This window comes from Lederbergia citrea, assembly GCF_018343525.1.
GTDB classification, from domain to species: Bacteria; Bacillota; Bacilli; order Bacillales; family Bacillaceae_C; genus Lederbergia; species Lederbergia citrea.
In genome coordinates this window covers 232,661-245,893 of record NZ_JAGYPH010000001.1, presented here as the reverse complement: position 1 = coordinate 245,893, position 13,233 = coordinate 232,661, and the positions used below count along the sequence as shown (strand labels likewise).

14 protein-coding genes are annotated in these 13,233 nt (G+C 37.5%); 2 read left to right on the top strand and 12 right to left on the bottom strand.

The annotated features are described in order from the left end of the window. Positions 1–17: 17 nt before the first annotated feature. The 11 genes from KHA88_RS01265 to KHA88_RS01215 all read right to left on the bottom strand — a co-directional run bounded on the left by KHA88_RS01265 (position 18) and on the right by KHA88_RS01215 (position 10,529). Positions 18–950 carry a carbohydrate ABC transporter permease gene (locus KHA88_RS01265; RefSeq protein ID WP_213097563.1) on the bottom strand — a complete coding sequence of 311 codons (933 nt, stop codon included), beginning with the start codon at positions 948–950 and terminating at the stop codon, positions 18–20. A gap of 311 nt (positions 951–1,261) precedes the next feature. After that, entirely contained in the window at positions 1,262–2,050 is a 789-nt protein-coding gene (locus tag KHA88_RS01260) for a sugar phosphate isomerase/epimerase family protein (RefSeq protein WP_213097889.1), read from the bottom strand. Between the two features lie 121 nt (positions 2,051–2,171). Further along, positions 2,172–3,020, bottom strand: coding sequence for a sugar phosphate isomerase/epimerase family protein (locus KHA88_RS01255; protein ID WP_213097564.1), 849 nt, complete (start codon positions 3,018–3,020; stop codon positions 2,172–2,174). A gap of 104 nt (positions 3,021–3,124) precedes the next feature. Then, positions 3,125–3,895: an SDR family NAD(P)-dependent oxidoreductase gene (locus KHA88_RS01250; protein ID WP_213121305.1), complete on the bottom strand. Its 771-nt coding sequence runs from the start codon at positions 3,893–3,895 to the stop codon at positions 3,125–3,127. A 118-nt stretch (positions 3,896–4,013) separates the two neighbouring features. Next, entirely contained in the window at positions 4,014–5,000 is a 987-nt protein-coding gene (locus KHA88_RS01245) for a Gfo/Idh/MocA family protein (protein WP_213121304.1), read from the bottom strand. A gap of 93 nt (positions 5,001–5,093) precedes the next feature. After that, positions 5,094–5,915 (bottom strand): sugar phosphate isomerase/epimerase family protein, encoded by an 822-nt coding sequence (locus tag KHA88_RS01240; RefSeq protein WP_213121303.1) that lies wholly within the window; start codon positions 5,913–5,915, stop codon positions 5,094–5,096. Between the two features lie 220 nt (positions 5,916–6,135). Then, positions 6,136–6,960, bottom strand: coding sequence for a sugar phosphate isomerase/epimerase family protein (locus KHA88_RS01235; protein WP_213121302.1), 825 nt, complete (start codon positions 6,958–6,960; stop codon positions 6,136–6,138). A 51-nt stretch (positions 6,961–7,011) separates the two neighbouring features. Continuing rightward, entirely contained in the window at positions 7,012–7,854 is an 843-nt protein-coding gene (locus tag KHA88_RS01230; protein WP_249312852.1) for a sugar phosphate isomerase/epimerase family protein, read from the bottom strand. 58 nt (positions 7,855–7,912) lie between these two features. Beyond that, complete coding sequence (locus tag KHA88_RS01225) at positions 7,913–8,743, bottom strand: AraC family transcriptional regulator (RefSeq protein WP_213121300.1); 831 nt, start codon at positions 8,741–8,743, stop codon at positions 7,913–7,915. 22 nt (positions 8,744–8,765) lie between these two features. Next, complete coding sequence (locus KHA88_RS01220; protein ID WP_213121299.1) at positions 8,766–9,527, bottom strand: phytanoyl-CoA dioxygenase family protein; 762 nt, start codon at positions 9,525–9,527, stop codon at positions 8,766–8,768. Positions 9,528–9,638: 111 nt separating this feature from the next. Further along, positions 9,639–10,529, bottom strand: a complete 891-nt coding sequence (locus KHA88_RS01215) for an AraC family transcriptional regulator (protein WP_213121298.1) — start codon at positions 10,527–10,529, stop codon at positions 9,639–9,641. A gap of 129 nt (positions 10,530–10,658) precedes the next feature. Here KHA88_RS01215 and KHA88_RS01210 point away from each other — a divergent pair, with 129 nt between their 5' ends. Further along, positions 10,659–11,438 (top strand): phytanoyl-CoA dioxygenase family protein, encoded by a 780-nt coding sequence (locus KHA88_RS01210; protein WP_213106742.1) that lies wholly within the window; start codon positions 10,659–10,661, stop codon positions 11,436–11,438. 57 nt (positions 11,439–11,495) lie between these two features. Here the strand turns inward: KHA88_RS01210 and KHA88_RS01205 are convergent, their stop codons facing one another. Further along, the gene (locus KHA88_RS01205) at positions 11,496–12,302 is read right to left on the bottom strand and encodes a phytanoyl-CoA dioxygenase family protein (RefSeq protein WP_346729152.1); all 807 of its coding nucleotides are present in this window, start codon (positions 12,300–12,302) and stop codon (positions 11,496–11,498) included. Positions 12,303–12,372: 70 nt separating this feature from the next. Here KHA88_RS01205 and KHA88_RS01200 point away from each other — a divergent pair, with 70 nt between their 5' ends. Continuing rightward, the gene (locus KHA88_RS01200) at positions 12,373–13,224 is read left to right on the top strand and encodes a helix-turn-helix domain-containing protein (protein ID WP_213121297.1); all 852 of its coding nucleotides are present in this window, start codon (positions 12,373–12,375) and stop codon (positions 13,222–13,224) included. Positions 13,225–13,233 lie beyond the last annotated feature (9 nt).

Below are 13,233 nucleotides of genomic sequence, written 5' to 3'. Positions count from 1 at the left end.
TACCCCTCCTCTCAAAGTTATATTTTCATCTTCGATACTTTAAGATTAATAAATGTAAAGACCAGTATAATTATAAACATGATATAGGTAGCGGCTGATGCAATCCCAAACTCAAAACCTGTAAACCCTCTTTCGTATATGAAAGCCCCCATTGTCTGGATAGAACGAGCAGGACTTCCGTTTGGACCACCAAGTACATATATTTCATTAAATCTTTGTAAAGCACCTATCCATCCGGTAATAAGCAAAAAGGCAAATGTTCCAGCCATGTTAGGTATAGTAATAAACAACCATTGTTGAATTCCACTTGCACCATCAATTTTTGCAGCTTCATACATTTCGGAAGAAATCGATTGTAAATTAGCTAGGCAGATAATAATAACAAATCCTATCCAGTGCCAAATAGATAATAAAATTACCGCCCATTTAGCAGTAGAAGGATCTGATAACCATGTTGATGTTGGCAAACCGAGCTTAGCAAGCACGAAATTCATGATACCCATTTCGGGATGAAGGACAAAAGCAAATATCATCGAAGCAGCGACAATCGATGTAACGTTTGGTAAAAAATAAATCACCTTTAAGAAATTTTGTCCCCTTCTCACAGTATTAATTAAAGATGCGAAAATAAAACCTAGAGGTACAGTAATAGCAATTTGAAATATACCAATATAAAACGTATTCCAAACTGCGTTCCAAAAGTTACCCGACGATAACACCCTTTTAAAGTTATTAAGACCGGTGAATGTCTCAATCGTTCCATTTGAATTATAAAAACTTAATCGCAGTGATTCGAAAATAGGGTAGACCATAAAAAACAATATACCTAACAAAGTTGGGGCAAGGAAAACATACCAAATATACTGAGAATGCTTTCGTTTTTTACTAGCCTGCCAATTTTCTTTTAAACCTGGAAGGGAATTAGTTTGCGTTTGTGTACCATTGACCATAATATTCTCCTTTCTTCCAAAATCTCCATTAATGAAAACGCTTAATTTTTTTGGTGAAAGTAATTAATTAATTTTGTTTACCAAACAAATTAATTAACCTTGTACATATTAAATTAAACTTTCTTTCATTGGATGTATTATATCAATACTCAGAAAACACAAATTGTTTAAGATTGCGGTATTTTGCCCATTATTTAACTCTAGTTGTTCGATTAATTCCACTTTAGCGCATTCTTGATTTTCTTCTAAGTTCTATTATCCAACAACTAATACAAAAGCTTATTCATTTCCTTGAATGAAAGAATTTCTTTTCATATCCTTGCAGTATCATTTGGAATCTTGAAACATTCTTGGAGATACTCTCTTGCGTTTTTGATTTCATTACTAAAATCATTCCAACCACACTCGATCGAAACACGACCGTTGTAATTTGCTCGGTTTAGGCACTCAACGAAATGGTCATAAGGATAGCTGCCTGTTCCTGGCGCTAAACGTCCGGTATCTGCAACATGAATATGTTTCAAATTCTTTTGCGCTTTAACCATATTTTCTAACGGTTCTTTTTCCTCATCCATATGATAAAAATCTGCTAAAACTTGAATTGATTTACGATTGATTATTTCTGCGAAATCATTTGCTTCTCGAACACTGTTAATAATATTACTTTCCTTTTTATTTAAAGGCTCGATTACAATCGTAAGATCTAGTGGTTCAGCATAATCTGCAGTTAAATTCAGGAATTGTATAATTTGTTCTTCTGCTCGATCGTGAGAAAATCCATGAGGAACCGTTCGCGCTCCTCCGCTTCCAAATACTATTGTATCGGCACCAATTTGCTTTACTCTAGATAAGGCGTTTTCCACATATGTTTTTATCCGATTATGGTTGACTGTATCACCGACAATTTTCATATCTCCTGGTAAAAAAACATTACATGCTCCGATTGGAACTGGACTTTCCTGGTATTTTTTTAAAACCTCGGCGAATTCATTGTCATTTTTTTCCGGAACTAAAGAAACGACGGTACATTCAATAAAATCGAAGCCGGCTGCCTGTACATTCTGGGCTTGATCAATACTTGCACAACATCCAAATTTCATAGTCACACATCCTTTTTTTATTTTTTATTATAAATACTCTTCTTTTTCCACCCGAGATCAAACTATTCTGAATTATCTTTAGAGAGGCGTATGAATCCGTTCATACGCCTACTTTATTCATTTAGTTTAATTCAGCAGCAGCGAAAACTTTCTCAAATGCTTTTCCCGATTTTTCGGCTAGTTCTTTATTTGATTCGCTAGGGGGCTCTATTGTTAAAATTTCTTGTACGATTGCTCCTTTGTATCCGATTTCATTTAGTGCTTTAAGAAAACCAGCTAAATCAATGACCCCTTCGCCTGGATAGACACGATCATTGTCTAGCACTTCATCGATGGGTACATCTTTTGCATCATTAAGGTGTACATGTGTAATTTGTGCTGGTTTTAACGCAAGTAAATCTTCGTATGATTCTCCTGCTGTATACCAATGATAGCTATCTAGTAATAATCCTACATTCAGCTCACCAATCGCATCAATCCAATCTAGTGTTGACTTTAAATCCCAAATGAATGGATTTTTCCATGCTGTTCTTAAATGGTGTGGGCCAACATACTCTAGTCCAAGGTTAATTCCATATTCATTTAATATTTGCGCACATAATTTAAGACGTTTCGTTGCCAACGCCATAAAATGTGCGGCATTATAATCGGTCGAAGGAAGAACGTATGTACAGCAACTTGTGCATCCAAACTCTGCTGCAGTTTTTGCGTCATTAAGTAACGCACTTAACCCTTCTCTAAACTTTTCATCTGAATGTCTCCATTCTACAGGAAGACCGATCGATCCAATCTTAACTTGATGTTCTTGTAAAAATGCTTTAGCTTCCTCTAGTCCTTTTTGACCGATAAAGTCTCGTAATTCTTGACCTGATACGTCAATGGCACCAAAACCATTTTCTGAAGCAAGAAGAACTAGTTCCTCCACATTTTTCACTTCGCCGATGCCTGCTGTGCTTAATCCCTTAATCATGTACGGAAACCCTCCTAAAATACGCTCTATCACTATACTTTTTCGACACCGCTTTGCAGAATCCTCCTTTCCTTATCTATTTTCTTAGAATTGTAGGCCGAGCCTTACAGTTCTAAACCACCATTGATATGAAGCTCTGTACCTGTGACTTGATTGGATTCATCAGCCAACAAATACACAACCCCATAAGCCATATCTTCAGCAGTTTGCATTTTCCCCGTCGGAATCACACTTTCAGCCCATTCATGGAGCTTTTGCTCATTCATGCCCATACTTTCATGAAGCTCCACTTCACCTTCAGAGGCTACCCAGCCTACAGTAATCCAATTGGAACGAATTTTTTGTTTCGCAAAGTGTGCGGCAATACTTTTATTTAACGTTAGAAGTGCACCTTTTGAACAAGAATAAGCAACCAAATTTTCCATTCCTTTATATGCGTTAGTAGAGCCAATTTGAACAATCGATCCTCCGCCGATTTTCAGCATTTCCTTTATAGCGTATTTGGAACAAAAGAAAGCCCCTTTGATATTCACATCAAAAATCGAATCAAATAACTCTTCCGATGTTTCCAGTATCGTTCCTCTTGGAAAAATCCCTGCATTATTAACTAAACCATCTATTCGACCAAAATGTTTAGCGGATGTCTCAATTAATTCTTGGCATGCTGCTTCAGTTGAAATATCTGTTTGGATAAATATTGCTTCCGTTCCATACTTGCTAGTTACTTCTTCAACTACAAGTTGACCTGCTGTTTTATTTCTTCCACTGACAACGATTTTCGCACCTTCTTGCGCACAAATATAGGCAATTCCCTTTCCGATTCCTTTTGTTGCACCTGTGATTACGATAACTTTATCTTCAAGGCGTTTACTCATTTTAATCTCTCTTTCTATTGTTTATTTAGTATTCAGCAATTAAAATACTCAAAGAACTGGCGGTAGTCTCCCGACAGTTCTTTTAAATATTTCAACGAATTTCACTTATATTTTCTTCCTATGATAGTTTTAATTCTCCACTCTCAAGCGGACTGTATCCAGCTGCTTGATAAATCATCTCCGTAAGCTTGACTACTTCTTTTGCAAATTGACCTGGGATCTTGACTTCGTGTTTTCCTAAAATGGCATCGATAAAGCTTTTATCTTGATTCGTCGTTTGCTTCGGAAGCTGTGGTGTAATTGGCTCCTCACCTAATCTACGAATGGTGATTTTTCCATTATCGTAAAAAATGCCCCCATTTTCTCCACAGAATACATACGTTTCATGCCAGCACGGGGCATAGCCTACAATATTCAATCCAGCAACAACACCGTTTTCAAAACGTATGGATGTAAATGAATCAAGTTCAACAGGTGAGTTATGCTTTTGCATCTGCGTCGTTACTTCAACCGGTGTTAAGCCAGTCGTCCAAAGAAGAACATCGATGATATGACTGCCAGAATCCATCAACATTCCACCACCTGATAGTGATGGTATTTGCCGCCACGTCCCCGCCGTCCCTTGTCCCCATTCTTGATAAAGAGACGCAGTAACAGAGGTCAGCTTCCCAATCTCACCACTCGCAATCGCATCGCGAATAAATAAAAACTCAGGTTGAAGATGTCTTTGATAGGAAACTTGCAAGACTTTTCCTAATTTTTCTGCCCTCTCAATCATTTGTTCAGCTTCATCTTTAGAACAAGCCATTGGTTTTTCAATCAAGACGTGGCATCCGCTGTTTAACACATCCATAGCCTGCTGGAAATGAAGGGTGTGCGGCGAACAAATGACAACAGCATCTAGATCAACAGACTCTAACATTTCTTTATGATCCGTAAACTGTCTAATTCCTTCTAATTGATATTCCGAAATAATATTTTCTCTATTTTGCGGACTTGGATCTGATATTGCACAGATTTCTACATCATCAAGTTCTTTTAATTGTCTTGCATGCCAATGAGAAATTCCACCTGTTCCAATCATTCCAACACGAACCTTGTTCACTTTATCCCAACCTTTGTAGTAGATTATTATTCTTTTATATATACAGCTGCACGTTCAAAATATTCATATTTTCAACAGTTCGTTGCAGTCACTTTATTTTACTTCTACTTCAGCTTCCAGTTCCGCCCACCACATTTTTACACGCTTTAAACTTTCTTTTACATCTTCGGTTGGATCATATTCATGTGGTTCATGTTCTATCGTAATAGTTCCCTCGTAATTAATATCTTTTAGCATGGATAAAACGCCTTTTATATCTACAACTCCATCTCCTAAAATACATGAATCATGCGCACCTTCAGCTTTTATATCTTTGAGATGAACATGGACAAGATAGTCTTTTAATTCACGAATCGCCTGACTTGCATCATAGCCATGTGTGCCGAACCATCCCGTATCTACCACTGATCCCACCCATGGTGCAAAAGGTGATATTTTATCGATTACTTCTTGCGGTGTTTTCTCTGGATGGTTTTCCAAACCAGCACGAATATCGAATTTTTCAGCTAACTCTTTTACAATCGGTCCATTTGCCGGATGAAAAGCTTGCGCCAATACAGGTGTACCCAATGCTTTTGAAGTCTCAAAAATTCGAGTTGCTTCTTCAACTGTTACGCCTGGAGCACCAAAACCTGCAGTATATGAAGCAACTTCTACCTCGTATTTATTTAAAATATGTAAAGCTTGATCAATCATTTCTTGAGTTGCATGTAGTGGGTCTAAATGGGCAACCCACAACTCTATCGCATCGAATCCCATCTCTTTTGTTAGCGCTATCATCTCTTCGAATTTAAAAGAAAATTGTGGTCCGTGAAAGGCTTCGAACGTTGCTTGATGACATTTCCCCCAGTCATCACTATTATGATAATCCAGTTCTTTTGCAACAAAATTCGCTGTCATAAAAGCCCACTTCATCCTGTGTCCTCCTTTAATAAGGTTTATTTAGCCGTTTTCAAGGTGTCGAAATTATCTTAACAATGAATCCAGGAAAATTCCAGTTAATAACAAACTTTACACGACATTTTTTACAACCGTATATCAAGGTTGCGAAAGGTATCTTATTAGCCTAAGTAAAGTCCAAAAAAAGGATCCTTTCTATCTTTTTTCGGAAAGGGTCCTTCTCATTAACTTTATATTAAACATTTACAACTATTTCTTTAATATGTTGAATTGACTGCCGAGTAAATTCATCTAATTCATTTGTTTCACCTTCAAGTTTTGAAGCGACATATGGGTTTGAAACAGCAGGAAGAAACTCCATCGTGACATAACCGTTATAGTTAATATTTTTAAGAAACGACATCACCGGTTTAAAATCGGTTTGGCCTAGACCTGCAGCCTCTCTTGTGTTATCTGCAATATGAACGTGAACGAGATATTCTGAAATATTGCTTAAGGCCTCAGTCATGTCTCTTTCTTCAATACTCATATGGAATAGATCAGCCATTATTTTTACATGATCTAATTGAACTTCTTCAACAAAGCGTTTAGCTAAATATAGGTTTGTAACAAGATATGTTTCATAACGGTTTATCGCTTCTACTGCTAGAATAATATTTTGTTGCTTTGCGTATTGTCCAACCTCTTGAAAACTAGATACCGCGTTATCCCATTCTTCATCTGTTTCAGGATGGAGTTTCCCTACAGATGTAGGAACGACAATGACGGTAGATGCCCCTAATTTTTTCGCCATATCAATACATTTCTTAACATAGTTAATTGCTTGATTCCTTACGCTCACATTTGATGAAGAGAGATCTCTGTCTGAATTGTAGATACCACAAATTGAACTGCATTCCATATTATATTCTTCTAATAATTCCTTAATTTTTTCTAAATCCATTGTGTCTGGCTCACCAGCTAGTTCTACTCCGTGATATTCATATTTTTGCAGTCTTTTTAGACTTTCTTCCAAACTCTCATTTCCAAAGATCCATTGGGTTACGCTGTATTTGAACATAGTATTGTCTCCTAGTAGTTTAATTCTTGATCAAAAAGAGTTTATTTCTCCTTATACGTTTTCCTTTATCACTCTCCCCCATGTCTCTTCCATTATACTTTTAAAAACAATTGCCTGCTCCCAACGATTCGAAATTTCACTAGGAGAAGAATGAGAATAACGCGTAATTGAATAATCCGGAGGGCCAAGTTCACACACGAGTGGTAGAACATCATTTGGTTTTGCCTCTTCCAACCAGTATGACATTCCCTTTTCCCACCAACGAACGAATCGTTCCGTAATTGGGTGATCTCCTTTAGGGCCAATATCAACCTGAATCTGCTGACCATTTGAAACACGCGCATGAATGGAAGAGGTTCTTTTTAACAATACATCGAAATATTCCTCAGCTCTCTCTGAAGAACACCCTTCTCCTGCCAATACATAATGGGATAAGTCAATTGTTAATCTTAAATCAGGAATTGCATTTACATACTGAACGGTCCTAATTAAATCCTGTGTAATCCGGCCTCGATGAGTTTCTATATAATAAGGAATATTTACTTCTTTTGCTTCTGCGACAAGCTCCTTTAGTAATTGAATCGCATCATCTCCAATAATAAATTCACCCATTACTTGAGAGTTGACATACTGCACACCAAATTCCTTAGCTTTCTGCAATAATATTTGAAGATCTTCCTTTTTAGCAGGAAACGAATGAATCCCAAAACTAAATTTATATTCATCCAGTAATCTTCTCCACTTTTCAGCTTCCCTATCCTCCGGTAGAGATCCTAAAATACCAGTAAAGCCAGCCTCCGCTATTTTTTCAAATTTCTCTTCTACCGTCCATTCTCTTGTGCCATTGCCAAGTCCAATCATTGCCCACCAAGCTTGTTGAATATCTATTTTCATCATCTAACTCCTTTGCAATTAAATAAAAAATTCACCCTGAGGATATTAACAAAACAATCTACCCTTTTATCGCTCCGACATTATTACGAGATTCCTGTCTAATCTGAGAAGGAGTACGTCCTGTATGTTTTTTAACTGCCCTTGAAAAATGATACGAGGTTTTAAATCCTATTTGAAAGGCAATCTCGCCAATTTGCAGGCCGGTACTTCGAAGTAATTGTATACCGCAATTAACCCGATAAAGCCATAAATATTGAACAGGAGTCATGTTTAAATGTTTTTGAAAGAGACGAATAAGATGTTCCGGACTTATGTTACTTTCTTTTGATATATCTCTTAAACTAAGATCTGCTGAATACTTCCCTTGTATCGTTTCCTTCGCTTTTAGGACAGCAGTGTGTACATTACTTTGATATTGATTTCGACACTCCGTAATATATAGCCAAATAGCTGACTCCCCCAAGGAGCAGTTTACTTGGCTATAACCGCTTTGATTTTCTCGGCTGATTGTTAACATCAGACTCGTCAATTCATTCATTTGATTTGATATCGGTATGTATGACGGCAGTTTCCCCAAGTCGTCAAGAAGATTTTTACTTATCGATTTAACAGAAATTGTTATCCAACGATGCCAGGTTTCCTGGTCTTTTGCAAAGGTAAATATTTCAGTGTGACCTGGTTTTAATAAAGTAACATGCCCAACAGGGATTTGTAACATCGTTTTATCAACTTGAATCTCCATTGATCCAGTATGGAGCATGACCAACTGCAAATCTTGTTGGATTCTGGGGCCCAGCTTTCCTTCGGGAGGATATACAACGGTACCAGGATATGCATTTTCAACAACAAGAGGCGGAGTGTCATCCGCCTCTTTAATATCATGAATCATCATTGTCACCTTTTATCCTATTCTATAATTCTAGAGAAATTTTCTTCTTTAAATCATCTCTGTCCACATCTGAGTCGTGACGGATATAGTGACATACATACGAACGGCGCCAGCGATCTTCTGTTCTATTTTTTCCGGATGAATGGATAAGCAGATTATGGAAGAATACGATATCTCCTTTTTCCATAATAACCGGAATTTGCTTGGATAAATCGGCACCCTCTGTCTCATCCGTCCAGGCTTCATGTTCACTTTTATCTTTGACACGACCATGAGGGAGCAGCCCATCTTTATGACTGCCGGGTATCACCCACAAACAGCCATTGGCTTCATCGACGTCTTCCATAGCAATCCAAGCTGCTGTTAATGTATTTGGTTCATTATGAATATAATAATAATCTTGATGTGCGGCCTGGCCAGGAGAACCGGGAGATTTATAGAAATACATACTTTGGATGCCGACTGCTTCATCTCCGAGCAGTTGAGCTAATGCCCCCCGAACAATTGGAAGTTTCATCATTTGTAGAGAAAATCCATCATGGAGATGTGGATTGAACACACGCAGCGAGAAACGATCCTCATCGGTTAATATTTTACCAATATGCGGTTTTGCCCATTCTTCAATCTCTTCTGCTGAACGAATGGTATAAATATAGGAGTTGTACGCATCAATTAAATCATTACTGCAACCGCCTTTCACAACCAAATACCCGTCCTTTTCATATTGGGCAATTTGTTCTAGTGATAGTGGGGCAATAAGATTTTCTTTTACTGGTGTGTTCATAAAATTAATACCTCCTCATTTGTCTTACTGAGATATTATCCTATTTTTCTGATAATTGGAATGTCTTGATATAACTTTTTTGTGTCTGAAATTGATATTTTTATTTCGACTTTAATTTTTATGGGAACTGTCGTCAGGATAATGTTTACGATAATATCCTGGCGGCAAGCCAGTTTCTGATTTAAAAATTCTCGTAAAGTAATGTACGGATGTAAAACCAGTTTCATCTGCTATTTCTTTTATAGATTGCTTTGTACCTCTTAATAATTCCTCAGATCTTCTAATCCTTACTTTTCGTATATAGCTTGTGAAGCTTTCCCCTTCGGTGGAAAAAAGTCTTGATAAATGCCTAGCAGAAATATGTAAGTAACAAGCTACATCATTTAGTTGGAGTGGCTGTGAGAGGTTATCTCTAATATATAATTTAGCCCTATGAAGATTAGAAGAAGTTCGCATTACCATTATCTTTTCCGTTTTTCTGTGATCATCCGTAAATATTTGATGGAGGGATATAAGTAGTGAATAAGCTAGATTTGAGACAATCTCGGCTTGAAAAGAATGAATGTTGGTTGATTGCATTAACAGTGATTTCCATATTAAAGTGGATGGGAAATGTTCATTGACTTTTGCGATAATTTTTTCCGTGTTTGCAAGCTCGCGAAATTGGATAATACCTGTTTCACTTGATTCTGATTCAATTACATCGAATGCAACAAAAAGAAGAAATAAACCCGACTGACTTTTTATCTGATGCCAAATATCCGGTCTAGATAAGAACATAGTTCCTTTTACAAGCGGGGTTTCAATCCCATTGTCCACGTATCCCCCTTCTCCATCAACAACATAGCATACTTCGAAAAAGGAATGCTTATGCAGGGGATTATCATAATGATATGGTGTCACTCCCCAGTAATGAACAAAAAATGAAACACCATCTCCAGAAAGTTTTATGGCATGTTGATTTAGAAAGGCTTCCCCATGTAGGTAGTCCATCAAAGACATCCGTTTCCCTCCTTGTCTTAAAAATACAAAATCTTGGCGGATAATCATAAAGACATAAAAGTACTTACACCCCTATAATTTTAGTAGAATCAGAATAAAGAAAATTCCAAAAATAAGGAGTGGATAAATTTGATCCTATCAAGAGATGTTGATTTTTACAAAGAAAATGGATATTTGCTTGTAAAAGGTGTCTTTAATCCTCAGGAAGTTGAAGAAATGAGAAACGCAATTGATCAAATCCTTCAAAGAGCAGCAAAGTCAAAGAACGATGCCAATCATACTTGGCAGGGAGATTATATTCCAAAAGCAGAACTCAAGAAACTTGTTTTGAAAGGTTTTCACGATGTTCATTATCATGATGCATCATTTACAAAGGCAGTTGCACATCCAAATATGACTTCAATTCTCTCAAAACTAATTGGACCAAATGTGCAATTACACCACTCCAAGATGCTGGTTAAGCCTCCGGAGAATGGTGCTGCGTTTCCAATGCATCAAGATGAGCCGTATTTCCCTCATCAAAACCATACAATGATGGCGGCGAGCGTTCATCTGGATGACGCAGATGAAGAAAACGGCTGTCTCCATGTAATACCTGAGTCGCATAAAAACGGGCCAATGCCACATATTGGGAGATATTTTTTAAATCATAAAGAATATCCAATTGAATCTGGTATCGCTTGTCCTGCCGAATCTGGAGATGTGCTATTTTTCAACTACTTAACCGTTCATGGTTCTAAACCGAACCGTAGCGATCGAACAAGACGGAATGTTTTGTTCCAATATCGTGACCCGGCAGACTTGCCAACAAAAGATGTTCATGTGAATTGGGGTCAGGGGCTGATGGTGTGTGGAGAAAATCCACTTTTTCGTGAATATAAACCGGATCACCAGTTACTGACAAACTAATGGAATAAGAAAGATGCATTTCTCTCGAGAAGTGCATCTATTTCTATTGAAATTTTATTATGATCCCATAACCGGATCATACTCGTTGCCACATGGTGTTGATTCACTAACATCAACCGTAACGGTTGACCCATCTTGTTGATAAAGAGGTTTATAAAAGTCCCCTGCCTTTGTCGTCGATATACCGGCATAGTGACAAATAAAGGAACGGCGAAACTTGTCTGTTGATGTATTTGGATATGATCCATGAATGACATTTCCGTTAAAGAACAACACATCTCCTGCTTCAAGAATTGCAGGAACAGGTGTTAACCCTTCCGGAACATCTACCTCTTCGCGAGTGAATGACTTCTCGGGATCTGCTTCATGTGGGCATTGTATTTCCGAATATTGTGAGTTGGGTACAATATACAAACCACCGTTCTCTTCGTTTGACGGATCAACGGCTGTCCAAGAGGCAATACAAGTTCCCGGTTCTACTTTTAAATAGAAGTTATCTTGATGAAGTGCTTGCCCCTTTGCACCAGGGGGTTTGAAATAAAACATGCTTTGTGCAGCAAGTGGCTCCTCTCCAAGCAATTTAGTAAGTACTGAAAAGACCCGGGCATCAAGCATATATTGCATAGATACATCATCCACCTTATGCGGATGCATGATTCGCGGATACATTTTTAGAATATTTCCATTCGCTTTTTCTTCAGGCAATGGGGAAAAATGCCCCGGTATCGGACCGTCTGCATGAATTTGCATAAAATGCTTTTTTAAATATTCAACCTCCTCTTTAGAAAATAACCCTCTAACAATCAAATAGCCTTCTTTATCAAACATTTCCTTCTGAGTATCAGTGATGGTCAGCTGTTTCACAATGAACACGCTCCCTTTATTTTGGAAAATTGATTATAATTAAATAATAAAGGAAGATGCGAAAAAAGGAATGAATGAAATGACCGAAAACCTTAACAATCCTGCTATATTCTCGACAATCCCATCACCTGGAGTGCTTATATGCGATCACTTTAATCAATTGAAAGGTTATAAGGTTCATAGATCTGAAGGTACGAAAGATTGGTTGATTACTTATACAATATCGGGAAAAGGGCAATTCAAGATAGGTGATCATGTACAATTAGTTAAAAAAGGCGATATCGCCATCCTTAAACCTAAAACGGTTCATCAATATGCGACTTATAGTTCGCACTGGGAATTTATCTGGGCTCACTTTTTGCCACGGGAAACATGGTTTGACCTATTAAAGTTACCCGAAATGAAAAAGGGGTTACTTTATTTGGGGGTAGACCAACCACATTTGCAAGAACGTGTCTTAGGCAGCTTTCAACGATTAATTCGAGATAATCGCGGTTTTCAATCGTTTGCTAAGGAGTTGTCCCTAAATGCACTTGAAGAGATATTGCTGGCAGTAAACCAATGGTTACAAACGAATGATAAAAATAAAATCGATTTACGTGTTCAGCAAGTATTAGGTATTTTAAGCGAAAATTTAAAGGAATCACATTCAATCGAATCCTTATCTAAACAAGTAGCACTCTCCCCCTCACGTCTTTCTCATTTATTTCGTGAACAAGTAGGTGATTCCATCATGGCCACTCTTTTGTCAATGCGGCTTCGACACGCTGCCCGTCTTCTCGAATTTACGAATAGAGCTATTTCAGAGATTGCAGATGATGTAGGGTTTTCTAGCCCTTTTTACTTTACGAAACAGTTCACCGCTTTTTTCGGCATGAATCCAAGGGACTTTCGGAAAAAAATGATTGATAAAACAGTATGAAAATATAAA

Bases quoted from the DNA above. Each gene is read 5' to 3' on its own strand.
- KHA88_RS01265 (WP_213097563.1), bottom strand. From the start codon at position 950: ATGGTCAATGGTACACAAACGCAAACTAATTCCCTTCCAGGTTTAAAA.
- KHA88_RS01260 (WP_213097889.1), bottom strand. From the start codon at position 2,050: ATGAAATTTGGATGTTGTGCAAGTATTGATCAAGCCCAGAATGTACAG.
- KHA88_RS01255 (WP_213097564.1), bottom strand. From the start codon at position 3,020: ATGATTAAGGGATTAAGCACAGCAGGCATCGGCGAAGTGAAAAATGTG.
- KHA88_RS01250 (WP_213121305.1), bottom strand. From the start codon at position 3,895: ATGAGTAAACGCCTTGAAGATAAAGTTATCGTAATCACAGGTGCAACA.
- KHA88_RS01240 (WP_213121303.1), bottom strand. From the start codon at position 5,915: ATGAAGTGGGCTTTTATGACAGCGAATTTTGTTGCAAAAGAACTGGAT.
- KHA88_RS01235 (WP_213121302.1), bottom strand. From the start codon at position 6,960: ATGTTCAAATACAGCGTAACCCAATGGATCTTTGGAAATGAGAGTTTG.
- KHA88_RS01230 (WP_249312852.1), bottom strand. From the start codon at position 7,854: ATGAAAATAGATATTCAACAAGCTTGGTGGGCAATGATTGGACTTGGC.
- KHA88_RS01225 (WP_213121300.1), bottom strand. From the start codon at position 8,743: ATGATTCATGATATTAAAGAGGCGGATGACACTCCGCCTCTTGTTGTT.
- KHA88_RS01220 (WP_213121299.1), bottom strand. From the start codon at position 9,527: ATGAACACACCAGTAAAAGAAAATCTTATTGCCCCACTATCACTAGAA.
- KHA88_RS01215 (WP_213121298.1), bottom strand. From the start codon at position 10,529: ATGTCTTTGATGGACTACCTACATGGGGAAGCCTTTCTAAATCAACAT.
- KHA88_RS01200 (WP_213121297.1), top strand. From the start codon at position 12,373: ATGAATGAAATGACCGAAAACCTTAACAATCCTGCTATATTCTCGACA.